At 48.5% G+C, this 24,412-nt stretch carries 26 protein-coding genes; 5 read left to right on the top strand and 21 right to left on the bottom strand.

The features are described from left to right. Positions 1-195: 195 nt before the first annotated feature. The 11 genes from T491_RS0113880 to T491_RS0113830 all read right to left on the bottom strand — a co-directional run bounded on the left by T491_RS0113880 (position 196) and on the right by T491_RS0113830 (position 10,075). A complete protein-coding gene (locus T491_RS0113880) occupies positions 196-642 on the bottom strand; it encodes a GAF domain-containing protein (RefSeq protein ID WP_028904415.1) in 447 nt (148 codons plus the stop codon). Between the two features lie 77 nt (positions 643-719). Then, positions 720-1,151 carry a D-Ala-D-Ala carboxypeptidase family metallohydrolase gene (locus tag T491_RS16675; protein WP_231480262.1) on the bottom strand — a complete coding sequence of 144 codons (432 nt, stop codon included), beginning with the start codon at positions 1,149-1,151 and terminating at the stop codon, positions 720-722. 57 nt (positions 1,152-1,208) lie between these two features. Then, positions 1,209-3,620, bottom strand: a complete 2,412-nt coding sequence (locus T491_RS0113870; RefSeq protein ID WP_081773398.1) for a DUF3987 domain-containing protein — start codon at positions 3,618-3,620, stop codon at positions 1,209-1,211. A 5-nt stretch (positions 3,621-3,625) separates the two neighbouring features. Continuing rightward, on the bottom strand, positions 3,626-3,985 hold the full coding sequence (locus T491_RS0113865) for a hypothetical protein (RefSeq protein WP_155950152.1): 360 nt from the start codon (positions 3,983-3,985) through the stop codon (positions 3,626-3,628). Between the two features lie 29 nt (positions 3,986-4,014). Next, a complete protein-coding gene (locus T491_RS0113860) occupies positions 4,015-4,368 on the bottom strand; it encodes a hypothetical protein (protein WP_028904412.1) in 354 nt (117 codons plus the stop codon). A 76-nt stretch (positions 4,369-4,444) separates the two neighbouring features. Next, complete coding sequence (locus T491_RS0113855; RefSeq protein WP_155950151.1) at positions 4,445-4,921, bottom strand: hypothetical protein; 477 nt, start codon at positions 4,919-4,921, stop codon at positions 4,445-4,447. Positions 4,922-5,572: 651 nt separating this feature from the next. Continuing rightward, positions 5,573-6,679: a TFIIB-type zinc finger domain-containing protein gene (locus T491_RS0113850; protein WP_155950150.1), complete on the bottom strand. Its 1,107-nt coding sequence runs from the start codon at positions 6,677-6,679 to the stop codon at positions 5,573-5,575. Between the two features lie 36 nt (positions 6,680-6,715). Beyond that, positions 6,716-7,816: an SPFH domain-containing protein gene (locus T491_RS16670; protein ID WP_051523174.1), complete on the bottom strand. Its 1,101-nt coding sequence runs from the start codon at positions 7,814-7,816 to the stop codon at positions 6,716-6,718. Between the two features lie 46 nt (positions 7,817-7,862). Continuing rightward, a complete protein-coding gene (locus T491_RS0113840; protein ID WP_028904409.1) occupies positions 7,863-8,807 on the bottom strand; it encodes a hypothetical protein in 945 nt (314 codons plus the stop codon). Between the two features lie 12 nt (positions 8,808-8,819). Continuing rightward, complete coding sequence (locus T491_RS0113835) at positions 8,820-9,182, bottom strand: ABC transporter (protein WP_231480261.1); 363 nt, start codon at positions 9,180-9,182, stop codon at positions 8,820-8,822. Continuing rightward, the gene (locus T491_RS0113830; protein WP_028904407.1) at positions 9,179-10,075 is read right to left on the bottom strand and encodes a hypothetical protein; all 897 of its coding nucleotides are present in this window, start codon (positions 10,073-10,075) and stop codon (positions 9,179-9,181) included. The genes T491_RS0113835 and T491_RS0113830 overlap by 4 nt, the downstream gene beginning before the upstream one ends. Positions 10,076-10,437: 362 nt before the next feature. On the opposite strand from T491_RS0113830, the gene T491_RS17750 reads away from it, so the two are divergent. Then, positions 10,438-10,596, top strand: coding sequence for a hypothetical protein (locus tag T491_RS17750; protein ID WP_155950149.1), 159 nt, complete (start codon positions 10,438-10,440; stop codon positions 10,594-10,596). Between the two features lie 99 nt (positions 10,597-10,695). Here the strand turns inward: T491_RS17750 and T491_RS0113820 are convergent, their stop codons facing one another. Together T491_RS0113820 and T491_RS0113815 are read right to left on the bottom strand one after the other, a co-directional pair. After that, positions 10,696-11,121, bottom strand: coding sequence for a HEPN domain-containing protein (locus tag T491_RS0113820; protein ID WP_028904406.1), 426 nt, complete (start codon positions 11,119-11,121; stop codon positions 10,696-10,698). Beyond that, positions 11,118-11,426: a nucleotidyltransferase domain-containing protein gene (locus T491_RS0113815; protein ID WP_028904405.1), complete on the bottom strand. Its 309-nt coding sequence runs from the start codon at positions 11,424-11,426 to the stop codon at positions 11,118-11,120. The genes T491_RS0113820 and T491_RS0113815 overlap by 4 nt, the downstream gene beginning before the upstream one ends. Before the next feature lie 499 nt (positions 11,427-11,925). Between T491_RS0113815 and T491_RS0113810 the strand changes: the two genes are divergently transcribed. Both T491_RS0113810 and T491_RS17745 read left to right on the top strand, forming a co-directional pair. Continuing rightward, positions 11,926-12,501: a DNA-binding protein gene (locus tag T491_RS0113810; protein WP_028904404.1), complete on the top strand. Its 576-nt coding sequence runs from the start codon at positions 11,926-11,928 to the stop codon at positions 12,499-12,501. 56 nt (positions 12,502-12,557) lie between these two features. Further along, complete coding sequence (locus tag T491_RS17745) at positions 12,558-12,659, top strand: smalltalk protein (RefSeq protein WP_155950148.1); 102 nt, start codon at positions 12,558-12,560, stop codon at positions 12,657-12,659. Positions 12,660-13,005: 346 nt separating this feature from the next. On the opposite strand, the gene T491_RS0113800 is transcribed toward T491_RS17745, so the two are convergent. After that, complete coding sequence (locus tag T491_RS0113800; RefSeq protein ID WP_028904403.1) at positions 13,006-13,587, bottom strand: DNA-directed RNA polymerase subunit alpha C-terminal domain-containing protein; 582 nt, start codon at positions 13,585-13,587, stop codon at positions 13,006-13,008. A 157-nt stretch (positions 13,588-13,744) separates the two neighbouring features. Between T491_RS0113800 and T491_RS0113795 the strand changes: the two genes are divergently transcribed. Further along, complete coding sequence (locus tag T491_RS0113795; protein ID WP_028904402.1) at positions 13,745-14,983, top strand: AGE family epimerase/isomerase; 1,239 nt, start codon at positions 13,745-13,747, stop codon at positions 14,981-14,983. 47 nt (positions 14,984-15,030) lie between these two features. Here the strand turns inward: T491_RS0113795 and T491_RS0113790 are convergent, their stop codons facing one another. Genes T491_RS0113790 through T491_RS0113770 form a run of 5 tightly spaced genes read right to left on the bottom strand, consistent with a single transcriptional unit; the run spans position 15,031 to position 21,216 of the window. After that, complete coding sequence (locus T491_RS0113790; protein ID WP_028904401.1) at positions 15,031-16,176, bottom strand: Rid family hydrolase; 1,146 nt, start codon at positions 16,174-16,176, stop codon at positions 15,031-15,033. Beyond that, complete coding sequence (locus T491_RS0113785; protein WP_155950147.1) at positions 16,173-16,757, bottom strand: hypothetical protein; 585 nt, start codon at positions 16,755-16,757, stop codon at positions 16,173-16,175. Before T491_RS0113785 ends, T491_RS0113790 begins: the two co-directional genes overlap by 4 nt. Positions 16,758-16,759: 2 nt before the next feature. After that, a complete protein-coding gene (locus T491_RS0113780) occupies positions 16,760-18,514 on the bottom strand; it encodes a di-heme oxidoredictase family protein (RefSeq protein WP_051523177.1) in 1,755 nt (584 codons plus the stop codon). Positions 18,515-18,539: 25 nt separating this feature from the next. Continuing rightward, complete coding sequence (locus tag T491_RS16665) at positions 18,540-19,859, bottom strand: imelysin family protein (protein ID WP_051523173.1); 1,320 nt, start codon at positions 19,857-19,859, stop codon at positions 18,540-18,542. A gap of 55 nt (positions 19,860-19,914) precedes the next feature. Beyond that, complete coding sequence (locus tag T491_RS0113770; RefSeq protein WP_028904398.1) at positions 19,915-21,216, bottom strand: hypothetical protein; 1,302 nt, start codon at positions 21,214-21,216, stop codon at positions 19,915-19,917. Between the two features lie 200 nt (positions 21,217-21,416). On the opposite strand from T491_RS0113770, the gene T491_RS0113765 reads away from it, so the two are divergent. Further along, positions 21,417-22,379, top strand: a complete 963-nt coding sequence (locus tag T491_RS0113765; RefSeq protein ID WP_028904397.1) for a LuxR C-terminal-related transcriptional regulator — start codon at positions 21,417-21,419, stop codon at positions 22,377-22,379. Between the two features lie 17 nt (positions 22,380-22,396). On the opposite strand, the gene T491_RS0113760 is transcribed toward T491_RS0113765, so the two are convergent. Further along, positions 22,397-23,899, bottom strand: a complete 1,503-nt coding sequence (locus T491_RS0113760) for a HAMP domain-containing sensor histidine kinase (RefSeq protein WP_028904396.1) — start codon at positions 23,897-23,899, stop codon at positions 22,397-22,399. A 38-nt stretch (positions 23,900-23,937) separates the two neighbouring features. Further along, the gene (ribH, locus tag T491_RS0113755) at positions 23,938-24,408 is read right to left on the bottom strand and encodes a 6,7-dimethyl-8-ribityllumazine synthase (RefSeq protein ID WP_028904395.1); all 471 of its coding nucleotides are present in this window, start codon (positions 24,406-24,408) and stop codon (positions 23,938-23,940) included. Positions 24,409-24,412 lie beyond the last annotated feature (4 nt).

Genomic DNA, 24,412 nt, shown 5'->3' with positions numbered 1-24,412 from the left:
GCTTGCCTCTTTGGCTCGCCAAGATGTTGTACTTTATCCCTGCGTCCTGTGCCAGCCCTACCCGAGAGCCGTCGTCTTGTCAGTTCGCTCCCACCCTACACGAGGATGCGACTTGGGCGTTAACTATTTAAATCGGCTGCAAAATTAAGCATTTCTGCCCATACTGCCAAAAAATCCCTGCGTTTTTTTTATTTTTTATGCGAACACCTTCACAATCTCCTCCAACCACTGTTTGTCGGTATCGTCGAAGGTAGCCAGATCCTTGCTGTCAATGTCGAGCACCGCCGTAATCTCACCATTGGCAGCCCTTACAGGCACCACGATTTCCGAACGCGACTCACTGCTGCAGGCGATGTGCCCAGGAAACAGCTCCACATCGGGCACCACAATGGTTTCGCCCTGCTTCCAGGCCGTTCCGCACACGCCCTTCCCGTAGCCTATATGCATGCAGGCCACAGGCCCCTGGAAAGGGCCCAGTACCAGCTCACCGTTCTTTACCCGATAGAATCCTGTCCACCAGAATCCCATCTCTAAGTGTATCGCAGCAGCCACATTAGCCATCACCGCCACCTCATCTGTCTCTCCCGCTGTCAGCGCCTTAATCTGCTCTGTCAGCATTCTGTATGTCTCTACCTTATTCATATCTGAATTTAATTTTGCCTGCAAAGGTAGTATTTTTTTCTTTGCAGACAAAATTATTAAACCATTATTCACAATACCTACGCTTGTATCAGCCTCACCTTTCTACGATTATCCTTAGGTCGCACCGCAAAGTGTAGCCAGACGTCGCCGCTGTCGTTTCGCTCTATCAGCAGCTCGTCGAAATCCTCCTGGCTCTCGTCTGCGATGTCGAGCAGGATAGTGGCGTAGCGGATGAGTTGACAGATATCCTTCACCTTGATATCAGCCGCACACCCTGTGAGGTGATTGCTGGTGGCAACACCACCCACCGCCTTGTTCACCTGGAGCGAACGAAAGGCGCTGTTGATGATAATCGGGTCGTTACCCCTGCCATAGCGGCTGTTCCACTCACTGCGCAGCATCTCCAACCAGCTGCAGAGGCGCTTCAGATTTGCTACTTGTGCCTCGTTGGGCACGTTATTTAACTTCACGTTCGTCTTACACATCTCGGCGAGCGTAAAAATGTTCACTTAGTTTGAATTTTACTTCCTTCATATTCTGTACTTTTGTTATTCCTAAAAAAGACGCTAAGACGCTTGAGGCGGTTGAGACGCTTTGCGGATGGTTCCATCGGGCTGTACGTCGATGAGACCTGACTTTGTCCAGCGCCACACTACATCGCGCAGTTTCGATAACACCTTCAACTCCTGCATCTTCTGCTTCAGTTGGTCGCGACTGAACTCCTCGGGCATCATGTCGAACAGTATGATGCTCTTCGTGGGGCGACGGTCTTTGTCAACCAGCGTTTCCTCTGTCTCACGACCATACTTGGCTATCAGCGATTCTACGGCGTAGGTGGCCACATACAGAGCGTTGGCTATCGTTTTGCGTTTCACCTCGGCCGTCGGTTTCTCGCCCAGCAGATAATATACCACCATTCCTGCACGAAATCCATCGTTAGCAGCTCGGCGACGATACTGGTCGCGCGAACGCGACATCTCCTTAATGGATTTCAATCGCTGTTCCTCCAGCCACTCGTCCAGCGCTTTGTTCAGCCACTCAAGCTGCATCATATGTTCCTCAGCCACATTGCCCTCTTCGTCCATCGACAACGCATGGTACACGCGACTGATGGTATCACTAATGACCTTTCGCTGCAACGCCGTCCAAGGTTTCCACTGAGGGTTACGGGCGCCAAATTGGTCGGGCAGCACGATTGGGATAGTACGCGTAACCAATCCGTCTTCAACATTCCTGAAGAACTTAGCCATCGATTTCGGAGTACCTGTCACCAGCAGGTTGTAGAACACCTTAGCTCTTCCAGAGAACGAGTTTTCCGACATGAATTTCTGTCCTGTAATAGCATTCTCGTAGGCCAGTCGGTAGATATCAGATAACTGTCCCCATGCTCCGCGATTGTGCTGTTTCACCATCGTATCCACTTCGGGACAGATAGTCACCGAGTGCAGACCTTTGTTCTGGAAATTCTGCTTTAGGAAAGCGGTCACCGAGATGGTAGGATCCAGCAGACGCTGGATAACCAGCGGGTCTTCGGGCTGTTTCTTCGAGTTGCGACAGCGCTTCAGTTCGCGTTCGTATTCCAATTGTTTCTCCTGCCCTTTCTCGTCGTCCTGAGCCATCGGTTTCAACAACATCTCGCAAACATCGCACACCCACGATTTGCCTGAGCCCGATGTGCCCTCAACAGTTACAAACAGCGATGGCGAATGGATGCGTCCGTCAAGATAGCGCGCACGTAGCTTCGAAGCCAGACAAGACATGCAGAACAGCACCGAGAAGTAAATCATCTCCAGATAGTCCTTAGGCGCACGCCCCACCCACTGTTTGAACACTGGTGCTAACGGCGGCATCAGGTCGCGCGAAGGGCCCGTCTCTTCAAGCATGTCTTCGATGTCCTCACAATCTTCATCTTCTTCGTCCACCTGCATCGAGGCATCGTCGATACCCATCTCGCGCAGCACCTTCCACAGCAGGTAGGGCAACTTTTCTGAAGGGCGGCGCTTGGCGGCACTCTTGGCTATTGGCTCGGCCTCGTTCCACGATAGTCCCCAGTAAGGTATCAGCGTTCGCAGCACCTCTTCCTTATAATCTACGATGGGAGCCATTGCCGACAAAACTTTGTATGTGCGCATATTGCGATCGCCAATCGCGGGTTGTCCACCCATCAGCGTCACGATATTATCGCGAATCTCGGCCAGCTGATGGCCACGATATTCTGTTTGCAGACGTTTGCCATTCATGCCGATGGGATAGCCCTCAGCATCATAACTTAATCGAAGTCGATAATCTCCCCGTAGCTCGTCCTGAGTTTGAACGGTTTCGGCTCCTGCACTTGTTGCGGCTTCTCCGATGAGGTCTGCGACGCTTGTTGATTCTTCTTTCTTATCTTCATTCAATATATCATTATCAAAATAAATCCAATAATCCTGACTCGGCACGTAGCTTGGATGGCCGATATCCTTCACCTTCTCATCTACCGTTACGATGGCGGGATCGGCAGCCAGCATCTGTTTGAAGGCCAGGATGTTTGCCTCGTTATCCTTATTGGGCAGTAGCTTCACGAGGATGAGTCTCAGCCCCTCGCCGCTGGGCGTTACGTGAGCACCTTTTGTGTGCTGCTTCATCACATCAGCCACAGCCTTTCGGCGAACCTCGTCGGTTATGCTGCTGGCCGTCATCAGTCGTTCGTATACATCGCGTGGCGGTTCTGTCAGATGGTCGCAGTCTATAAAAAACAGACCCGTAGGCTGTGCCCCCTCTGTACCTCGCGGATCGCCATCATTGTAGCGTGCGCCCCAGGTTATCACACTTAGCATCTCCTTACCTGGACGTATGTCCTTACCTTCGCCCTGCAGCTTGGCTATCTCCGCCATTCCGTCGATGGTTGCCCGTCGAGTCTGTAGGGCGCTGAGCGCCGCAGGGGTCAGGGTCTTCGCCCTGCGGTCTCTCACGCTGTTAAAATAGCTTGGTCTTATCATAATTATCAATTATTTAAGTACATTTTGATTACCTTTCCCGCAGCCTCTCGGGCGTCCTTCAACAGCAGCTCGGGCAGTGCTTTCAGTTCACTCTCTGGCAGTCGGAAGTTGAAATAGTATCGCCCGTTGCGTCCTAACGATAGCGAGCTGTTGTCCAGTCGGAACAAGGGCTTGTTCCTGAATCGCTTGGGCAGTTCCTGCATATACACGTCGCCGTTATGCATACCCTGTACCTTGAATCTGCCGATGAACGACTCAACCTTCACATCCTCGCAGCACTGGAAGTCAGCCTGACGCAGATTGTTGTCACTCTTGCCGATGGTCATCATACCATCCAGCGTTACCTCTCTCTGATTCTTTTTCATACTGTTCTTTTTCATCATTTAATTGTTACTTATAAGTTTATGTATATGGAGCCCAGCTCCTGTTCGTATTCCAGTCTGATTTCCTCGACTGATAGCATTGCTGTGGCAGTGATCCTTCCGGCTGTCAACGCTTCACGTTGCTCAGTCCATCGCTCGCGGTAGTAACTCAGGTAGCGCCAACTTTTCACCTTTCCGCCACTCATGCCAGCATTCTGCAGGCGTCGGTTCATCTCCCACTGGTTGCAGCAGTTGCCCGCCTTAACCTTATTGCCAGTCAGACCACATACGCGACCTCGGTCGCTCGTAATCTTTCGCTGTTTGCACGATGCGCAACACATCTTGATGTTGATGCCGTGCTCGTTTCTTACGTACTTCTGTTTCATGCTCTTTTTTGTCCTATTTAAATGTTTTGACGGTGCAAAGGTACGGCGTATTTCAGCCTGGTAAAAATAACTCATTTTACCAGATTGTTAAAGTTTCAACAATGCTTCTCAAGGCCAGCAATTGAGCCCGCTGTTCCAACCCCTGACCCAGGTATCGGCGGTAAGGACTATCCTGTCCGGGCTGCTCCAGCAGTGCATCAAACTGCGGGTCGCTACGCTGTTCGTACACGCCTTTTACGCGCAGCACACCCACTATGCGCATCACACCATACTTATCAAACTTCGTGAATTTTCTGGCCCTCGGTTTAGGCATCATCAGGTCCATCAGCACATCGTTGCCGAAGATCTCCTCCCACAGCTCATCAATCAACGAGCTGTAGCGTCGAGTAACCAACGGACTGATACGCGCCACATACGCACGTACATCACTCTTTACCTGTTCCTTGTTGACTGTCTTTTTCTTCTCGTCAACATACAATCTTCCCTCTCGTGCAGCCGCCATCAGCGCCTCCACGTCAAAGTCCTCAGGACGGACTTGCTTTAGCTTTTTCAATTTGCCAGGTTTGTGAGGAAGAAGTTCCAGAATTGGACCCTTTTTCACTCGCGAGACTTCTTTCGCTCACTTCGCCCAACAGGTCGCTCCTTATTCGACCATTTTATTTGTTATACATATAGTGGATAATTCTAATTAAGGTTTGCTATCCAAATTCGTTTGCAAAAATATAAAGATAGAAAAAGGCGTTGGCTTACATTTGTCGTTTTTGTCCGAATTTGACCGAAAAAAAAACACCCGCAAATGGAATCGCTTCCAAATGTGGGTGCAAAATACTTTTTAGAGAGCAGCCACGCAGTGGCTCTCTTTCTTGCGTAATAATCCTTTCGGAGTATTATATCTTTGGCTCATGGTGAGCAATAGTGATAAATATATTAGTTACTTGTGGCCTACGGTTTCTATTATTTTTGAACATCCTGCGCAAGGGTGTGTGGCGCATCCTGTTATAACCACACGATTTGAAGATCCGGGTTCCACTATTTGTTTTCTTACAGGTTTTCAATTATCCTTTCTCGAATAGCTTTTGTTTTTTATATTCGAGATGCAAAGATAATAAAAATCCCACTCCTTTAAAAAGAAACGGGATTTATATTAAGAGATTTTAGGAATTCAATATAGATTTAACTGTGGTTGGTCTATATTTTCACTCTTTTAGTATTTGTCTTTATAAGGGGTGTTAGTATAGCCTTTGTTATTTAGTCTGACAACCCATTTATCAAGAATTCTTTTACCTTGTGATTTAAACACCTTTACATTGCCAAAATGTTTAACGAACGTTGGACTAATTGCATAATACACTCTAATGAACAGTCGCCCATACCATGTTTCATTAAGCGTAAAGTCTCTGAATCTACGAAGTGTCCAGACTTCTGGGCAGTCGTATGAACCATATACAGCTGTTGCAACATAACAGGGGCCTGAAGATGGATTGCTTATTGCTTCTTCACCTATAACATCTTGTTTTTCTTCTGGCAAGCCTTTCTTTATATCACTTAATACTTCCCTGTATTTTGCAACCGTTTCATCATTAATATTCGTTCCATATACATTAAAACGACTATTCACCGCGTTAGTGTAATAAACCCATTGTTTTGCAACCTCACCTACTAAATGCGTAATATCTTCATCACTTGATACAAAACTCTCTGGAACCATTGCCCTTAATTTTACTACTGTATCCACTTGGATTAGTATCATTCCCAAAACGCTATCACATTGTAGCGTCTTCTCTGTAGCACTAAAAGGGGATAATTGACAGTTTGCTTCATAGAGTTCTTTCATTGTCTGAGTATCTTGAAGTTGTGTCATACAGAACTGGAGATCGTTTAGGCATTTTGTTAGATAGTACACATATACCTCTTTCTCAAGTTCTTTGTTAGAGAGCTCTATGGCCTTTTTACCTGCATTTATAACATCCAGAACTTTTAAGTCGCCAAGTGTAGCAATAAGACCCGCTGCCTTCATTTTTATAAACCAAGCATCCGCGTTTGAGGGATCTGTTTCAAGAGCACGATTTGCGTATGAATATGCCTCTTCGCCATTAACACTTTCTATGGCATCTTTAGCAAGTTGAACAAGATTCTTAGCATCTTGTGATTTATCAACTTTTACCGTGCCCTTTACATCGACAGTTCCTTCAATCATCATTTTCTTGGCTTCTTCGACGGAATATTTAGTTCCGCACGACTGGCATACAAAGACCCCACTGTCTTTTACCAAATCTTGGCTGCCACACATTTCACATTGCAATGCTTTCATATGCTTTAAGTTTTTGATTTGTTTATGCTGTTTTTATTATTCAGGAATTGGGGGGGGACATTCACTACTATCCTTAGTAGCGAACTCTACAAACGTTTTAAGCGGCTGCCAACCTTTCATACCCTTCTTCCATGCTAACAGGTTCAAGACGTTCATATCTTGTGCAATAGCATCTCGTATCTGCTGCACATTATACGGGCCTTGCTGTTGTCCGTTTACTGCAAGAAAATAGGAAACGCTTGTAGGTATTGGCGGCGGAACATCATTACCGTCAGGCATTAATTGATTCCCCATTTGCTTACCCATACTAAGCGATGCACCCAACCCTAATCCTGCGTTGATGAAAGCAGCACCTGCACCACTCTCATTTTCTGCAGCTTTATCCATCACATCAAAAGAACGCTCCATTTTATAGTTGTCACGTCCCGCTATCTTCAATCTTGCAAAGAGATTTTTGGCTTTCTTTATTTCGTTCAAACTTGGGTCATCCTCTGGTATGTTGATAGAGATAATATTAAAGAGCATTATTTCTACACCATAATCAGCATAGAATGGTGTCAACTTGTCTTGACAGAAACTAGATATTTCCTCCAAATGCATTGGTATTTCTAACACAGATATCTTGTCGTTGATAATCTTCTGGGAAATAATGCTTGTTAATTTCGTCAAGAGCAAACCACGAAAGTACGCTTGCAACTGTGTTTCGTTGAAATTAGGCATATTACCTACAAGAGAAAAAACGAATTTCTCTGCATCGTTTATCTTGAATCCATATTGACCATGAGCCCGTACTGGTACTATGATGTCGTACTTTGGGTCTTCCAGCTGAATCGGTGTTTCCGTTCCCCATTTGAGACTTAGTCGCTGGAGTAGATTTACAAACCACACATCAGCTTGGAATGGAGAGTCTCCACCGAATGGCAGATTAATAATTTTGTTTAATAGCGGAACGTTATTGCTTTTAAGCGTGTAAGTACCGTCAGTAAACTTATCGCAGACCGTACCACCTTTCACGAAGAAAGCTACTTGCCCAGGATATACAACCAACTGAGAGCCCCAGCGCAAATCGCATGACGGAAACTTATGTACAATGACACCTTCCTGTTGCTCGTATTTTACAATATCAATAATTGCCATATTATTTTTATTTTAGTTTGTGCCCTCAAAGAAGGGGCATTTAGAGTCATTTTAGGAAAGACTTAGCTTTCGCATAACCTTCAACATTTAATTTGAAAAGATATGTATCAGGTGTTGAATAGGCATTTCTTTCTTTCACAGATACTGTTATCGTTCCACCTTTAGCAAGTATTTCTTCTATTTTCTTCATATCTTCAGATCCCCATGAAGACATCTGACCAGTCGAATCGCTATTGTATAGAGTCATTTCATAGACATCGCCATCTGAATCTTTGATACGATACCTATATGAATCATCTGTTTTTACTACGCTTGAATCATACTCTATCAATTTGAAAGAGAAATCATCTTTATCCATGTACAGAATCGCAGTCATTCTTGAATTAGTTGTAGCTGAATTACTAAACACTCCACTGCCCATCAACAACAAATACTTTTGAGAGCCCTTCTCGCCAAATTCATCTTGATATGCTCTGAGTTCCCATGAACCTGTTCCTGTAGGAACGGGTATACAGAATTCCTCTCCGTCCTTTACTCCAGCTTCTCTTCCCTTACCATTTACATAAATTGCAGCAAGGTATCTTAAACCAGCTTCATAAGATAGAGGTTCATAAATCGTACCTTTCTTTTCTTTATCATATTTTTCAGGACTAACAAAAACGCCTTCTTCGTTCTTGCTTATCTCCATATATGACTCATAGTTCTTTCCGTTGCTACTGATGAAGATATATTCACACTTGTCTTTAACCTCAGCACCTAGACCATTCTTTGCAGAAAAATCACAATGAAGAATACACAGGGAGTCATCGCTATAAACAGTTTCTATATTCGACAAACTAACACTGGATGGATCCCTTGCCATTTCTTTGAAAGTTGCCTCCATTTGCTCTTTAGCAGCTTTTTCAAGTTTGGCGCTTTTTGAACATGATGTCATAAGTGACATCGCCATTGCTGAGAGCATCAGTATGCTCAAGACTTTCATGTGTTTCATAATCGTATAATATTAGTTTCTACAATCAATCATAATTGTTCCTGCCTGATTACGATATACCTGATTAACTCTTCTGTCGCCAGAATAGTGAGACTCCAAAGCTTTTCTCAGGGTTTCGTATTCGTCGTCATCCGCATATCGTTCAATTCGCACATTGATTAAGCGGCCCATGGGGAACACTTTATATTCTTTATCTTCAGTATATTTAGTGTATTCCATTCCGCCAAACATTCCATAACTTTGATATGTCGTTTGAAGTTTTTCCACAAACTCATCCGTAATACCATATAGTTCGCGATACTTAAAGCTATTACAACTACATAGTGATACGAGAATCACTAAGCAAACGAAGATACTTTTCACTAACTTGCTCATAATCTATTCCTATTTAAGATTTTCACTACTTCATAATTTTCTCTGACCTCGTCAATAGATATTTCACGCGACAAATACCCAGATGTCTTTCTCACAATTATAACAATGGGCTTGTTCGTGTATGACTGTGGTATCTGAGCAGCCATTTTATATTTTACAGAGCTAACCTTCGAGAAATCGTGACTTGTTTCGGAATAGTTGCCAATACTTGCACCATAGGTGTTATAAGTAGCGTACTCTATCCTGAAATCATCTAACTCTTTCAATTTGCCATCCACTATCTCACAGGCATAGACATTAGGATTGGAGGCATAGTTCTCTTTTGTGGAAATAGAGAGTGAAGCAAGAATATAGGTACAGTTCTTGTCTGCAACTTCGTATGAGTATTCATTCACATCAAGTACATATTCGAAAGTAAACGTGCGACCATAGGTAAAACCTGAAAAAGAATATGTAACGTTGTCGAACTTAACCGTGGGATTATCCTTAAATGCCTTATATCCCAATGCTTTTATTTTTTCCTCTTCGGCCTTCTTTACTGCTTCAATCGTCTCTATTTTCTTCAGAAATTCATAACAGCCGTCGTTTTCTTTTGCATTAGGGAAAACACGTTTAAGCTCTGCTACTTCTTTTTTAACTCCATCATAATCCCCAGAATTGAATAATTCTCCAATATGGGCAAACCTTTGATCAGCAGGATAACTTAGGACTCCAATTTTGTCATTAGCTTCACTAAGTTGTTTTCTTAAAACCTTTATAGTATCTTGGTACTTACCTTCTATTTCTGCAATTTGGGCTGAGACATCTGCCTTGCTGGCTTGCGTACACGATAAAAGAAGGCAAGTTGCAATTGCCGATACGATGAATACAATGCTCAAATTCTTCATACTCATTTGTTTTAGGTTTGTACTATCTCTTATTCAACAAGTCGCACAAGCCCTTTGACACGGAGAGAGCGCAGACCCGCCATATCTCCTGTCAGGCTCACCACAAGCCCCCAATCTACTATGACTGAAGTCTACGCTCAAGCGTACACTTCAAATGTAAATTGGGATTGCTCTCATATCTCGTTGTGAGGTGGTGATTCGACAGGAGAATTTGAGCAATATGTCCTTGCAATCCTTCCGGAATGCTGCTGCAAATATACTAAGAAAAATTCAAAACGGATAATATTTTTCGTTTTTTCTTAGAAAAAAGCGCTTAAATAGTTTTATTATTTAGATTAAGACCTATCTTTGCATTCAGAATAGATGATATGGAAGAGAAAGTTCTTCTCGATTTGATATACAAAAGCATTCAGGAATCGGCAAGGGAGATTCAGCAGGCGTTAGGGCGTCCACCGTCGAGTGCTACTCGCGAAGAAGCAATAAAGCAATTTGCAATGCTAAAAGCCGCAAAGAAGCGGCATGTTTGACAACTGCCAAACTATTGTAAAATTATGTAAATTCATCAGTCGTAACTGACGAATTATTGGCAAATAATGAAATTTGTTCGTTGCAACGAACAAAATTGCTCAATGTTCTTGTTCTATCAACCACTTATCTGTCCAGTCCTTGATAGTCTGGATGAAAAGTTTTGCATCAGGCATCAATTCGTCTACTGTTTCTGCGCTATGATTAAAGAAATCATCATAATCACCAGTAGAACGCTTTGAGAAAAGACGGCTGAAGTATCTGCCAAGTTCGGGAGAAAGAATACCTTCTTGAACGATATACTTACCCAGATTCATACGCACACCGTCGTGCGATTTCACCTCGATTCCATTAGCTATCAGTATGGCTGTTGCAGCATAATAGCAGGCATAGTACAATCTGTTTACAGCTGTATTATAGAAACCGTTGGCGCGATGTGTTTCCACCTCGGCAAAAGTACTTTCTGCGTTCTCCATACGATAACGCACAATGCTTATTCTTTGCTTTTCGGTCAATGTCTTATTCATAGAGGCACTCCTTCATTTTCAACATTGATATAGAAAGGACTAACATTTACGCCCCATTGTGATTTGGGGATAATAAGTGGATTGATTAGTACGCCTGATTGTAATTCTACCTGGTATAGCGGAGCAAAAATAGCGTCTTCATCTTTGCCTGTCACAACGGGTTGATCTACCAATATCAGCAAATCGATATCAGAGTCAAGACGAGCATCTCCCCTAGCTTCACTTCCGTAAAGCCTTGCTTCCATCTTGTAAGGAACGCTTTTCAGGGCTTCCTTGATGGACTGGGTAATTTCTGTTCGTCTCATATCTGCGGCAAAGATAAGGAGAATTTTTGAAATTTCAAACTTTTCAGTCTAAAATCTTCAATCAATTCTTATAATAGGCGCCTCAAGCGTCTTAAACGTCTTAGCGTCTTTTTGTGGAAACACATAGATGTAGAGAGAAGAATAGTAAATATATATTAATATTATAATTCATTATTAATAAGGTACGTGAGGCTTTGATGTTTTGCATGCCATTTTGTGCATTTTTGGAAAATAGAAAAGACGGTTGAGGCGGTTGAGACGCTTGTCAACTATATAGCGTAGCACCGCCATCTGTTTACATATTTTAACAGAGAGTTCGAACTCGATTATTTGGAATCGGGCTAAAATTGTTGTACCTTTGCATTGTCAAAATGAGAGAGAAAAATTGCGCGCCCACGAGAAAAAATTTACGGGCCCACGGGGGAGGCGAAAATTTCGATCGAATGCGACAAATGAGAGAACTACTAACAATAACATTAACCATTAAAATTAAAAGATTATGGCACTGAAAGTAAAAGCTAAGGAACAGTTTCAAAACATCGGCAAGTATGCTGGTAAGTATCGTTACGTAATGATGCCGGAGCTCTACACGGCTCTGACTCAGGACAAAGTGATTAAGGAAGCAGCTCTGCGCAGCGGCGTGAGCAAGGGTGTGATGCAGGCATGCTGGGATGCAGCCGGCGAAGTAATCAAGGCGTGGGCCACCGAAGGTCACTCGGTAGCACTGCCAGGTCTGGGAACCATGCGATTCGGATTGCGCGCCAAGAGCGTGGAGAAGGTCGAGGAGGTGAAGGCCGGACTGATTTCGAGTCGTCGCATCATCTTTACGCCCGACACCGACCTGAAGAGCGAGCTGGCCAAGACTGCCGTGCAGATTACCTGCTACGACCGCGATGGTAAGGAGGTGAAGCGTGTGACCTCGACCGACGAGGGCAACATCGAGGACCCCGAGCAGGAGAACGGCGAGAACAGCGGTTCAGGTCAGAACGGTGGTAACACTGGCGGCGGCCAGGGTGGCAACACAGGCGGAAACGGAGGCGGTGAGCCTAACCCCGACGGTAGCACCGAAGATTAGCGCTTAGGGGCGAAAGCCCCAGCGCTTTGAACATTAACCATTAAAAGATTTAAGTTATGAGTAAGAAAGAAAGCATTAAGTTTATCGTGCAGCTGATTGCATCAATCGCAACAGCAATCCTGACTGCACTGGGAGCTACCTCGTGTATGGGTTATTAGCACATCGTACAGAGGGAAAACAAACAAAAGAGGCTTGCATTTGTTTGCAAGCCCCTTTTGTTATATGATGTCTATGACACTGCAAAGATACTAATTTTTTAGCAAATCACAACACTCGGTTGTTAGTGAGTAGTGTATGAACGACGTCTATGACTCTGCAAGGATACAATTATATCTCAAAAACTCCACTAAAATGCAATTAAGAATACACAGAGTGTCTGAAATAATCCCTTATTCCTATTTATTTAAAGCGATAGAAGAATTTATTTCCTCCAACTCCACCCCTCCTCCTAAGAAGATGGGGAGAATGATGCGATAGTACGTCCGTCATCTCTGTATTCTCGTCTCACTCTATGTCAAGTCGCTTAAACAACGATTCCAAATCATCCATGCATTTCCGACCAAAACGAGGAATTAACATGAGTGTGTCTTTATCCTGGTTAATTAAGTCTCTAACTGTATTGCAACCATAACTTTTCAAGGCATTCACTGTCCTGACTGTTAAACCACAATCAGTTAGCGGCTTAGATAAGACGAGTGGATCTATAGGCTTTTCCGGATTCTTTTCATATACAGCCAAACGATCTTCCAATTCGGCAATCTTATCCAGAAGACGCTTGTTCTCTTCACGCAAAAGTTCGTTTTTAGTATGTATTTTATCGATTTCATCAATTTTCGATAACTTTAATGCTGTTGTTGCCGCTATCGTCATAACACGCTCACGAGGAAGGCCTACTGTTTCGGCTACATAAGATAGGTTCTCACCTGATATCAGCTCTGTTAAGATGAAGGCAGGACGTTCTTCAAGATATGGTTTACACATCCTGATAAGTGTGAGCTGGTTCTCAATAAAGGCCTTTCTCGCCCTTCGGGGCGTAATAAAGATTCCTTTGGCTTCTTCGACGATTTCTTTATTATCCTTGTACATATTTAATTTTTGTATTCTATCAATATCCTTTCAGTCTGCAAAGATAACATTTTTTACGGAGACACAAAACTTTTAGGGAACAAAATGAATCTCTACGGATAAAATTTGGAACTTATCGGATTTGTATGTATATTTGCAGCGTAAATCTTACTGAGACATGAGAAAGAACATGGTAATGATGCTGGCAGCGATGGCGATGGCCGTAGCTGGCTGGGCTGACACGAAAGAGGTGCTGCGCACAGAGACTACGCAGAACCTCAAAGAGAACATCCTGCCCTTCTGGATGGAGAAGACCATCGACCCGCGCGGCGGATTCTATGGCGTAGTGCTGAACAGCGGACAGCCCGTGGAACGGGCGCCCAAAGGGGCGGTGCTGAATGCACGCATCGTCTGGACCTTTGCCAAGGCTTACCGACAGGATTCGCTGCTTGCCTACAAACAGATGGCCGACCGCGCCGCTGCGTATTACATCAGCCACTTCATAGACCTGCAATACGGCGGCGTGTACTGGATGGTGGACTGCAACGGAAAGCCCTGGGATACCACCAAACAGACCTACGCCTGCGCCTTCGGCATCTACGGACTGGCCGAGCACTACCGCGCCACGGGCAGCACCAACAGCTTAGAGGCTGCCAAGCAGCTCTATGCCACACTGGAAGAGAAGGTACACGACAAGGGCAAGCAGGGCTACATAGAATCGTATAAGCGCGACTTTACGAAAGCTCCGCTCATAGGCGTTGACGGACAGGCGGGCGCCTCGAAGACGATGAACACCCACATCCACCTGCTGGAGGCCTACACCACGCTCTATCAGGTGTGGCCCGACGAGGGACTGAAGCGTAACCTCATAGAGCTGATCGACATCCTGCAGACCAAGCTCTATGCGCCCCAGACGCACCACCTCATCCTGTACTGCAACGACGACTGGCAGCCCATAGGCGAGACCGACTCGTACGGACACGACATCGAGACGTCGTGGCTGATGTGCGAGGCTGCCGCTGCCATAGGCGATGCAGCACTGAAGAAGCAGGTGGAGCAGCAGGCTGTGGACATGGCGCGTACAGCCCTGCGCGAGGGCCTCAACGCCGAGGGTGCCATGCTCTATGAGAAGACACCCAAGGGCATGAACAAGCAACTGTCGTGGTGGCCGCAATGCGAGACCATCATCGGCTGCGTGAACGCCTGGCAGATAACTGGCGACGAGACGTTCTTAGAGGCCGCACTCAACAACTGGAAATACGTGAAGGCCCACTTCGTGGATGACCAGAAGGGCGGCTGGTTCAAGTCGCTGACTGACGACGGGCGACCAGCCGACATACCGAAGGTGAGCGAGTGGAACTGCCCCTATCACAACAGCCGACTGGCTTTCGAACTGGCAGAGCGCCTGCAACCATAGGTACAAAAAAAGAGGCTTGCATTTGTTTGCAAGCCCCTTTTGTTATATCAGAACTGTGGGAGTTCGGGATGACTCACGGCCTTGATAGCCATACACTCCATCTCGACCAGCCAGCCGGGACGGCACACGGGCGCCAACACAATGACGCAGGGCTTGCCGGGGAAACGCTCGGCAAACAGGCTGCGCACCACATCGTAGTCAGCCACGTCGCGCAGATACACTATCATGTGGGCAACATCGTCGAACGTACACTCCGCCTCGCTGAGCAGCGCCTCCACATTATCCCACATGCGGCGCGTCTGCTGCTCGATATCCTTGGCATACATCACCTCGCCCTTGTTGTTGATCGAGGCGGTACCCGAAATCAGCACATGACGGCGGTCGGCATAGTCGATATAGGTGCCACGCTCGAACGACACACCATAGTCGCTGGTGCGATTGAGATGGGTGGGCGCATAGAGGTAGTGGATCTGCTCCTGACGGATGCCGGCAATGGCGTAGTTATCCATCTGCGAGAGCACGTTGGTATCCTGCTGGCGGCCACCAATGCCGGTAGAGGCTATGAAGTGGGTGTTCTGCGTGAGGCCCTGGGTGAAGAACACCTGGTTGCGGGCACGCACCACCCCACCGTAGTTCAGGTCGATATCGTTGACAAAGAGCCAGGTGCGCAGGCAGTTGTCGGCCAGCGTACAGCCCTCTTCGGCCAGCTGCATGATATACTCGTTGAAGAGCAGACGCATCTGGTACTCGGAGTTAGCAGCGAGGTTATGTGCCGAGGCGTTGAACAGATGGCGGAAGGCACCGTGGCGCACCTCGTAGAGGCCGCTGTTGGTCATACCGGTCTGCACGTCGGACATGAGCCACACCCACAGGGCAATCTTGGTGCCATCGAGGGGCGGCTGCTGGATGATGCTCTTGGCGCAATCGGTCACGTCGGCCACTACCACATCGTCGGCCTGATTAGCGGCATCGCTCAGGAAGTAGCGTTTGAAGACGGCCTGGGTGCCAGGCAACTGGGAGAGCAAGCCGGCATAGGCGTTCATCACGGCTTCGAGCTGCTGGGCAAACGTCAGGCGGCTGCCCGCCACATGGATCATGGCGTGGTACTCGCGCACCTCGTTGCCGCTATCGAAGCTGAACACTTCGGCACGGGCTTGATTGAATTCGATTTGAGTCAGTTTCAGATCTTTCATGATGCTATTCGTTTGGGGTGCAAAGTTACGAATAATAATCGAGAAACGAGCACAACCAACAGAAAAAATACAGCGATATAAGCCAGGTGGGCTGCCTGCACGGGGCTCTTGGCCTGCGTGCCTCCGAAACGGCACTGGTACTGCAGCATCTTTTCAATATAGGCATCGACCGTGGCCCAGCGCCCTGCCTCGACCTCGGCCTTCAGGCGGGGGAACACCTCGTGGATGTAGCGCTGATGCTCGGCACCCATCGCAGCGGGCAGCTGGTCGATGGCGCTGTACCACTCTACCCTGCCCTCCACCTGATGGGGAAAGAAGCGCATGCCCTGCCAGTTGTCGTCCTGCAGGATAAAGCTGGCGAAGAGCTGCTCGACCGTGAGCGTGTCCTCAGCCTGCATCAACTGGCGCGCATGACTGGTGAGCGACGACACCCGCGTGCCGTCGTTGAGCAGCAGCTGACAGAAGTGGGCCGCCTGCTTCTGAGGCATGAGCAGCCTGGATGCCGAGACAGAGGCTGACCCTGCCACGAGCAGCAGGGTCAGCACCATGAAACATTGGAATATAAACAAGTTTTTTCTCATCCTCAGATAGATTCGATGAATTTCACCACGGCGTCGCGATCGGCCTTGGGCAGATTGTAGAACTTCTCTGCAGGCTTGTAAGCATCGCTCTGCTTAGAGTAGCCGTGCCACATGATGGCCTCGATGACCGTGCGGGCACGACAGTCGTGCAGACGGTCGTCGGCACCTGTGAGACGGCGGCTCAGACCACGGCCCCAGAGTGGCGTGGTGCGGCACCAGCCAGTGCGGATATCGTTGGCCATGAACAGACGGTGCTGTACCAGGTCGGTGTATGGCCAGATGGTCTGGTTGGCATACTTAGGCAGCATGCTGCTGGCGCTCTTGCCTACCGACTGGGCATACGACTTAATGCTGGCATCGATCCACATATTGTCTGATCCGGTCTTCCACGACGGACGGTGGCAGTTGGTACAACCTATCTCGCTGAAGAGCTGCTTACCACGCTGCACATCGGCATCGTTCAGGTTGCGGGCAGCAGGCACAGCCAGTCCGCGGTGCCATACCATAAACTGGTAGTACTGCTTGTCGCTCATCTCCTCGTTGCCATGATAGGGCGCACCATTCACCAGGTACTTCTCGAAGGTGTCCTTGCTGCCGACAGAGGTGCAGCTCAGAATCTCGTTCACACGGGTGGCGATGCCCTCGTCGGTACCATCGGCATAGTAGGGATAGAGCATGCTGGTGGGCGACGAGCCGTGCTGCTTGATGTAGCTGATCACCTCGGGGTCCTCGCTCTGAGCCTTAGCCCAGGCAGCGGTAGAATAGAGCCAGTGGCGGTCGGAACGGGTCACGTTAGTGATGTTCCAGATAGCATTCGAGCCTGCACCGTCCTGCAGCGAGCCACGGGTCATGGCATAGGTGAAGCGCTTGAGCGGACCGTGCGAACCGTGGTGCGAGCCAAGGTCGTTGTAAGGTGCCGAATAGTAGGCGCTGGCCTTGAACGTGTTGTTCTCCTGATCCCACATGGCGGGGTTCAGCGTGGCGTGCGCGGCCTCCTTGGCCCACTGGGCCTCGATATCAGCATCGTCGATGGCATCGAGCAGGGCGGTACCATACACACCGATGGTCGACTCTAAGCGCACGGCATAGTCGGTGGGCTTAGGATTGGTGTTGAAGGCCGACTGCGGGATGCGCACCTCGGGGTAGATGAGTGAGTAGCTCTCGCCATCGGGGAAGGTCATCGAGAGGCCGCTCTCCATCGCCGTCACGTTCTTCCACTCAATCTCAATCTGATTCTCGTCGATAGGCGCCTTGAAGGGAGCCATGGCCTGTGTCTGCGGCATGCCTGTTACCTCTGAGATATAGGCATTGGTCTCGGGGTGATAGATCACCAGCAGATAGCCGTTACCAATCTGGTTGGCACGATAGGCTTCCTGACGCCTGCCGTGACCATAGCTGGGGTGACAGGCGATACACGAGTTGCGCACCCAGGCGGGGCCCAAGCCCTTGCGGGGCTCCTGCTCGAAGGTGTAGAGCTTCTCGAAGAAACCCTCGCCGGTATTGAAGTCCTCAAGCATGCCTGCCATCTTCTCGACAACAGGTGCGGGGGCTGAATAGCTGGCCTTGTCGGTGGTTCCCAGCTGTCCACCAGGAAACCACTCGTCGGCCGTAAAGTTACCCACAGCCTTACCGAAGGCCTGTTCCTCCTCTTCCAGTTCGCCCAACGTCTTAGCATGATCGTCAGAGCAAGCTGTAAGCACTGGTACAGCCATCAGGGCAGCCATGGCCCAATTAGTAATCTTCCAAGTACTTGTCATAGTTATTATCCTTACATTGTTCTTATTATTCATCTACTTCCCAGTCCTCATCGTCCTCGAAAGCGATGTTCCAGATGGTGCAGCAGTACTTCACGAAGGGTGAAGGCATGTTGCTGATACCAGCAATGGCGCTTACGTAGGCATTCTCCACCTTCTGGTTGACGGCATCCTTCTTCACGCTGGCAAAGAAGGTGTGGAAGCTGTACTTATTGGCCTTCTTATCGGTAGAACCCAGCCATACGTTGCGGATAGAACGGATGTTATCGCGGAAGTCGGTGATAGAGTTATAGCTGTAAGGCGACTCAACATACGATACATCACCTGCCGAGAAGGGGTTGGCAATCTTGGCGGTACCCACCTCGTTGGCAATGGCCAGACAGCTACCCTCATCGTCGGAGAGCACCTGGGCGATAGCGTCCTTCAGGGTTGGGAACGAGCTGTTGCTACCAGATACGCCGGCATTGATCAGGTTGTCGCCATAAGAGAGGCCTTTCTCAGTCTGATACTTCAGGTTAGCACCCTTCACTACTGACAAGCGGGCAGCATTCTTACCACCGTCCCAGGCACACTGCAGCTGGAAGGTGCGCTGCTTGAGCAGGGTGCAGATGGTCTGGGCATAAGCCAGCTCCTGAGCACCTGTGATATTCTCGAAATTCTTGTAGGTATCGTTGCCCTTCAGCTCGGCCACCTTACGAGGCTGACCATCGCGGAACAGGATGAACTCGAGGGCGTGGAAACCAAGGATGGTAGCATCGTCGAGCATCTCGTCGTTCATACCGTTGTTGAAGTAGCTGAGCAGCAGCGAACGGTTCAATGGCCATGAGTCGATAGTAGGATCGACATCGAAATCAGAGGCGGCACCCATCAGGAAGGCCTCGCTCTGCTCCCAGTACATACGGGCTGCCTTGAAGTCGCGGCAAGCCTCATCGATCTGAGCCTGAGTGATGGTGCTGGTGGTCAGGCCGTTCAGGGTGCTCTCGAGCGCCTCGGTGTTGTCGGCCAGCTGGGTGTAGGTAGGCACAATCACATTGTTGACCAGATTCTTCAGCACCTCGCGGAGGTAAGTTTCCTGAGCCTCGGTGAGCTTAGCCGAGCCAATCAGGGCATTGGCTGATTCGAGCTCGCTGACCACGTCGGCACAACCATCGACGGCACCCTCACCAAACGATTTCACACTGAAGTTAGCAGCTGTGGTGTTCAGGCCATAGGAATCCTCGTCAACCACTGGGGTTGTCTCAGTCACACTGAACTCGTCTTCATTGCCCTTCTTGTCGTCGTCGTTGCTACAAGCAGCGAACGAGAGTCCCATCATCAGGACAGCCATTGAATAATAGATCTTTTTCATTTTTCTTTTTACATTAATCAGTTTCTTAAATACCTATTTATAATTATTGATTAGTTTACATGAAGAAGCCCTCGTAGGTGACACCGATGCTGACAGAAGGCTCGTCGTTGTACAGACTCTTCAGCAGACGGTGCGAATACTCGGCCTTGATGGCAATCTCGGGCACAGGATAGTAGTTCACACCAAAGGCCATACGCTTCACCTCGGTATAGTCGTAGGCAGTACTCTTGGTGTTGCTGGCATAGGGGTTGTACTGCTCGTAGCGGCCGAACACGTAGAGCTTCTGCTCATCGGCACGCATACAGCTGATCTGCGAGAACACATCGTAGCCGGCCTCGATACCCACGGCATAGGCATTCTTGCTCACGAAAGCAGAATGGTGGTAGGGCGACTTCTTATTTGTGCGGTTATACACATACTTCAGCTGCTCGGCATCGCCCAGATAGCCATAGTCGGCCTGGCCGCGCACAATCCAGTTGTGGTCGTCGTAGGTGAAGTCGAAGGCACCAATCAGCACCTGCCCCTTATACTCGGCATCCACGCCATTGGCATTGCGGGGATAGCTATTGCCGATGCTCTCGCCATAATAGCCGCTCAGGCCCAAACGCAGACCACGCACCGCATAGTTGTCGATACGCAGGGCCACACCATACTTATTAGCCACCTCGAACTCCAGCGGGTTGGCTGCCCCCTTCTTGATCCAGTTCACATTCGTGAAATTGTCGGCATTCAGGCCAGCCAGCAGCTGCGCCTCGTAGCGGAACGACTTATAGCGGCCGAAGAACGACACACCTGTCTGGTGCCACGTGCTGGGCATGATGGTGTTCTCGCCCTCAGGACGATACACGGTGAAGAAGTTCAGAGGCTCGTGGTGGGCATTGTTCAGACCCACGGGCACCACGATATGGCCGAAACGCAGGTTGGCTGCGCGCGAAAAGGTTTTCTGAATCCAGAACTGCTCCAGCTCTACCTCGCCGCCCTTCTCGGTCTCCTGTTCCCATTCGCCGCCTTCCTCGTCTTCCTTCTCGTAGGCCAGGCCGGCACCGCCATGCTCGAACTCAACCTCGGTACCGAACGACCAGCCCTTACCGAAGTCGTAGCCCAGATAAATCACGGCATGGGGGATATCGAAACGCCCGTGGCTGGGATCGTTCTTATGAGCCTCGGGCTGACTGTAACGGCTCACATGGTCGCTAAAGAAATTACGTGAGTAAGCTACCTCGCCGTAGCCACCCACGCTCAACTTGTTGCCCTTGGCGTGCTGCATCACGCTGTCGGCAGCATTAACCTGTGCCATGGCATCGGTGGCACAAACCACCGCCATGCAGCACATTGAAAACTTAACAAACTTATTCATTACTAACTCAATTTTCCAATTTTGGCTGCAAAGGTAGAGCGATTCGCACAATTACACAATACCTAAAAATAATGAAATAGCGTTAAAAAAGCGCTAAATCACCACAAAGAGTGTAGAAAATACCCAATTGTGATTATTGCAGAAATCAAAAATATGTCGTAATTTTGCACCCGTAATCATTAATAGGTAGATAGAAGAAAATGAAGAATCAGAAAATGTACGAGGCGGACGACAAAATGATATCGCTGATCCGCGACAACTACGACCTGTTACAGAGTCTGGGCAGCTTTGGCATCAACTTAGGTTTTGGCGACAAGACCGTGCGCGAGACCTGCGAGGATAATGATGTAGACACCTACACCTTCCTGGCTGTGGTGAACTACACCATCAACGGCTACGGCGAGTTTGAGGCCGACGAGCAACTCAGTGTGCCCACCCTGCTCCACTATCTGGAGGCCAGCCACGCCTATTTTCTGGAGTTTCAGCTACCTTATATCCGTAGAGAGCTGGCTGAGAGCCTCGACGAGAACGACTCGCTGGGCCGACTCATCCTCAAATTCTACGATGAGTATGCCCACGAGATACGCCGACACATGCAGTACGAACAGAAAACCCTGTTCCCCTACGTACAACAGCTGATTGACGGTGAGCCTGCCAATGATTACAATGTAGAGACCTTCTCGAAGCACCACGGTGCCGCCGACAAGAAACTGCGCGAGCTGAAACTGCTCATCATCAAATATCTGCCGCAAGACGGACTGCACAACAACCAGCTGACAGCCACCCTCCACGACATCTACGAGAACGAGGTATGGCTGCGCCAGCACGCCGACGTGGAGGACCATATCTTTGTGCCCGCCATCCGCCGACTGGAACAGATCACCAAGCAGCAGGATGTGAGCCGCAACATTTCAGGCATGGTATTCGGTAACGCCCAGGCACAGAATCCTGACGCACTGAGCGACCGCGAGAAAGACGTGATTATTTCGCTGGTACAGGGTATGTCGAACAAGGAGATAGCCGATCATCTGTGTATCTCGATCAATACGGTGATTACACACCGCCGCAACATAGCCCGCAAGCTTCAAATACATTCACCAGCCGGATTGACCATCTATGCAATAGTCAATGGGCTGGTGGACATATCAACTGTAAAGTTATAAAAGGTGTAGTTGTTTGCTTAAGAATGTAACAACAGCACGAAACGTGTACCCTTGGTGAACTCGGGATCGATATCGAGGTCGCCCTTCATCTTCAGTGCCATCTGCTTACAGATTGGCAGGCCGAGACCGTCGCCCTCAGTAAAGTCCTTCACCTCGGTGAATGGTTTGAACACATCGTCGCGCTTATCCTCGGGGATAGGCTCACCCGTATTGGATACCAGGAACTGGTGCACGTGAGCACCACGCTTCTTGTACTCCAGACTGATGGTACCATCCTCAGGAACATAGATCACTGCATTATTCAGCAGATGGAGCAGGATATGCGATACATACTCCTTGTTCATGCTGACGCTCAGATTGGGCACATTGACCTTCAAGGCCACGCCCTTCTTCAACTTAGGCTTAACCTCCTGAGCCAGCGACTCGCAGAACGGGGTAATCTGAACATCCTCGGCAGCTACCGCCTCATCCATCGAGTTCTCCAGATTTGAGAGGGTGGCAATGTGCTCGGAGAAATCGAGCAAGGCCTTCACCTCAGGGATCTTTGCATCGAGCTTGTGGAGCGTAGGATTGAGCTGAGCCGAGATATTGCTGATGAACTTAGCCTTCAGCGCATTGTTATCATTAGCCAGACGGATGGTCTTCTTCTGGTTGCGGGTGAGCAGGATGAAGCGCATCAGCACGATGCCACCCAGCACCAAAGCGGCAGCAAGCGCAGCAGCGAGGATGCAGAGACCCACGATGATAGCCTGGCGCGCTGTGAGCGAGCTGGCCTGATCGTCAATCTTTGCCTCGTTGTCGGCAATCTGCTTCTTCAGAGCACCTGTCTCGTCGGCAAGTTTCAGATTGTTAACCGAATCCTTCCATGCCAGATAGTTGCTGTACGACTGAGCCACCATATTGGCATTGCCACTACGACGGGCATTGGCAATGAGCGTCTGATATACGCCGTCAACCTTGTCGTACTGCTTCGAAGCGGTCAGCTTGCTGGCCATCTCCTGGAATACGGCATTGCCCTGGGCATTCTGTCCGAACGAATAGTGGTACACCGCTTTATTATATAGCAGGTCGTTCTTCAAAGCCTCATCAGCAGCATAGGTCACCTGATTCTCCATGATACCAATCTGGTCCTTGGCACTGTCGCTCTTACGCAGCTTGATATACATGACCAGGCGCTCCTTGGTGATGATATAGTGGAGCGCAGCACGCTGCTTGGAATCCTTTGTGCGGATATCAATCTCCTGATCGGCACGACGCAGCAAATCGAAAGCCTCTTTCCAAAAGTTATCCCTATAGTACATGGCCGCACCACGAGTAGCACACTCCATACCGGCCTTTAACTGGCCAGCCTTGGCATACTCTTCGAAAGCACGGATGAAATTGAAACGGGCACCTGCCACGCTTCCCTTTGCCAACTCGCTCTCAGCACGCTGATGCAACTCACTTTTCTTGGTCTCTTGTGCGCTTACATTGCTAAAGCCTAAGCTCAAGCAAAAGAGTAGAATAAATACTTTTTTCATAATACCATAGTTATAATTAGAAATTAGCCGTAGCTGTGTTAGAATTTTGCCATCTTGATGGCTACTACAGCGCACTCATCACCCTTGTTGCCCAGACGGCCGCCTGCACGGTCGAGCGCCTGCTGCTTATCGTTGGTGGTAAGCAAGCCGTAGATCACAGGAATATTGCTCGTGGCATTCATACGGGCAATACCTTCAGTTACGCCCTGACAGATATAGTCGAAATGCGGTGTCTCGCCACGGATCACACTACCCAGCACGATTACAGCATCGTAACCATCGTTAAGTGTCATCTGGTGAGCACCATAGATCAGTTCGAAACTGCCAGGAACGGTCTTCACATGGATGTTTTCAGGCAAAGCGCCATGCTTTTCGAGTGTGCTAACACATCCGTCAAGCAGGGCGCCAGTTATTTCGGGATTCCACTCTGCCACTACCACTCCGAAAATCATATTCGAAGCATCGGGCACTGTGGTAATATCGTATTCCGATAAGTTTTTAGTAGCCATGTTT

The organism is Prevotella sp. P6B4 (assembly GCF_000619985.1).
Lineage (GTDB): Bacteria > Bacteroidota > Bacteroidia > Bacteroidales > Bacteroidaceae > Prevotella.
Note: the sequence above shows the minus strand (reverse complement) of the source record. Positions and strands in the feature narration are given on the sequence as shown.

Excerpts from the sequence above, each read along its gene's own strand:
- T491_RS0113880 (WP_028904415.1), bottom strand. The coding sequence starts at position 642 with ATGAATAAGGTAGAGACATACAGAATGCTGACAGAGCAGATTAAGGCG.
- T491_RS0113870 (WP_081773398.1), bottom strand. The coding sequence starts at position 3,620 with ATGATAAGACCAAGCTATTTTAACAGCGTGAGAGACCGCAGGGCGAAG.
- T491_RS0113865 (WP_155950152.1), bottom strand. The coding sequence starts at position 3,985 with ATGAAAAAGAATCAGAGAGAGGTAACGCTGGATGGTATGATGACCATC.
- T491_RS0113860 (WP_028904412.1), bottom strand. The coding sequence starts at position 4,368 with ATGAAACAGAAGTACGTAAGAAACGAGCACGGCATCAACATCAAGATG.
- T491_RS0113850 (WP_155950150.1), bottom strand. The coding sequence starts at position 6,679 with ATGAAAGCATTGCAATGTGAAATGTGTGGCAGCCAAGATTTGGTAAAA.
- T491_RS16670 (WP_051523174.1), bottom strand. The coding sequence starts at position 7,816 with ATGGCAATTATTGATATTGTAAAATACGAGCAACAGGAAGGTGTCATT.
- T491_RS0113840 (WP_028904409.1), bottom strand. The coding sequence starts at position 8,807 with ATGAAACACATGAAAGTCTTGAGCATACTGATGCTCTCAGCAATGGCG.
- T491_RS0113835 (WP_231480261.1), bottom strand. The coding sequence starts at position 9,182 with ATGAGCAAGTTAGTGAAAAGTATCTTCGTTTGCTTAGTGATTCTCGTA.
- T491_RS0113830 (WP_028904407.1), bottom strand. The coding sequence starts at position 10,075 with ATGAGTATGAAGAATTTGAGCATTGTATTCATCGTATCGGCAATTGCA.
- T491_RS17750 (WP_155950149.1), top strand. The coding sequence starts at position 10,438 with ATGGAAGAGAAAGTTCTTCTCGATTTGATATACAAAAGCATTCAGGAA.
- T491_RS0113820 (WP_028904406.1), bottom strand. The coding sequence starts at position 11,121 with ATGAATAAGACATTGACCGAAAAGCAAAGAATAAGCATTGTGCGTTAT.
- T491_RS0113815 (WP_028904405.1), bottom strand. The coding sequence starts at position 11,426 with ATGAGACGAACAGAAATTACCCAGTCCATCAAGGAAGCCCTGAAAAGC.
- T491_RS0113810 (WP_028904404.1), top strand. The coding sequence starts at position 11,926 with ATGGCACTGAAAGTAAAAGCTAAGGAACAGTTTCAAAACATCGGCAAG.
- T491_RS17745 (WP_155950148.1), top strand. The coding sequence starts at position 12,558 with ATGAGTAAGAAAGAAAGCATTAAGTTTATCGTGCAGCTGATTGCATCA.
- T491_RS0113800 (WP_028904403.1), bottom strand. The coding sequence starts at position 13,587 with ATGTACAAGGATAATAAAGAAATCGTCGAAGAAGCCAAAGGAATCTTT.
- T491_RS0113795 (WP_028904402.1), top strand. The coding sequence starts at position 13,745 with ATGAGAAAGAACATGGTAATGATGCTGGCAGCGATGGCGATGGCCGTA.
- T491_RS0113790 (WP_028904401.1), bottom strand. The coding sequence starts at position 16,176 with ATGAAAGATCTGAAACTGACTCAAATCGAATTCAATCAAGCCCGTGCC.
- T491_RS0113785 (WP_155950147.1), bottom strand. The coding sequence starts at position 16,757 with ATGAGAAAAAACTTGTTTATATTCCAATGTTTCATGGTGCTGACCCTG.
- T491_RS0113780 (WP_051523177.1), bottom strand. The coding sequence starts at position 18,514 with ATGACAAGTACTTGGAAGATTACTAATTGGGCCATGGCTGCCCTGATG.
- T491_RS16665 (WP_051523173.1), bottom strand. The coding sequence starts at position 19,859 with ATGAAAAAGATCTATTATTCAATGGCTGTCCTGATGATGGGACTCTCG.
- T491_RS0113770 (WP_028904398.1), bottom strand. The coding sequence starts at position 21,216 with ATGAATAAGTTTGTTAAGTTTTCAATGTGCTGCATGGCGGTGGTTTGT.
- T491_RS0113765 (WP_028904397.1), top strand. The coding sequence starts at position 21,417 with ATGAAGAATCAGAAAATGTACGAGGCGGACGACAAAATGATATCGCTG.
- T491_RS0113760 (WP_028904396.1), bottom strand. The coding sequence starts at position 23,899 with ATGAAAAAAGTATTTATTCTACTCTTTTGCTTGAGCTTAGGCTTTAGC.
- ribH (WP_028904395.1), bottom strand. The coding sequence starts at position 24,408 with ATGGCTACTAAAAACTTATCGGAATACGATATTACCACAGTGCCCGAT.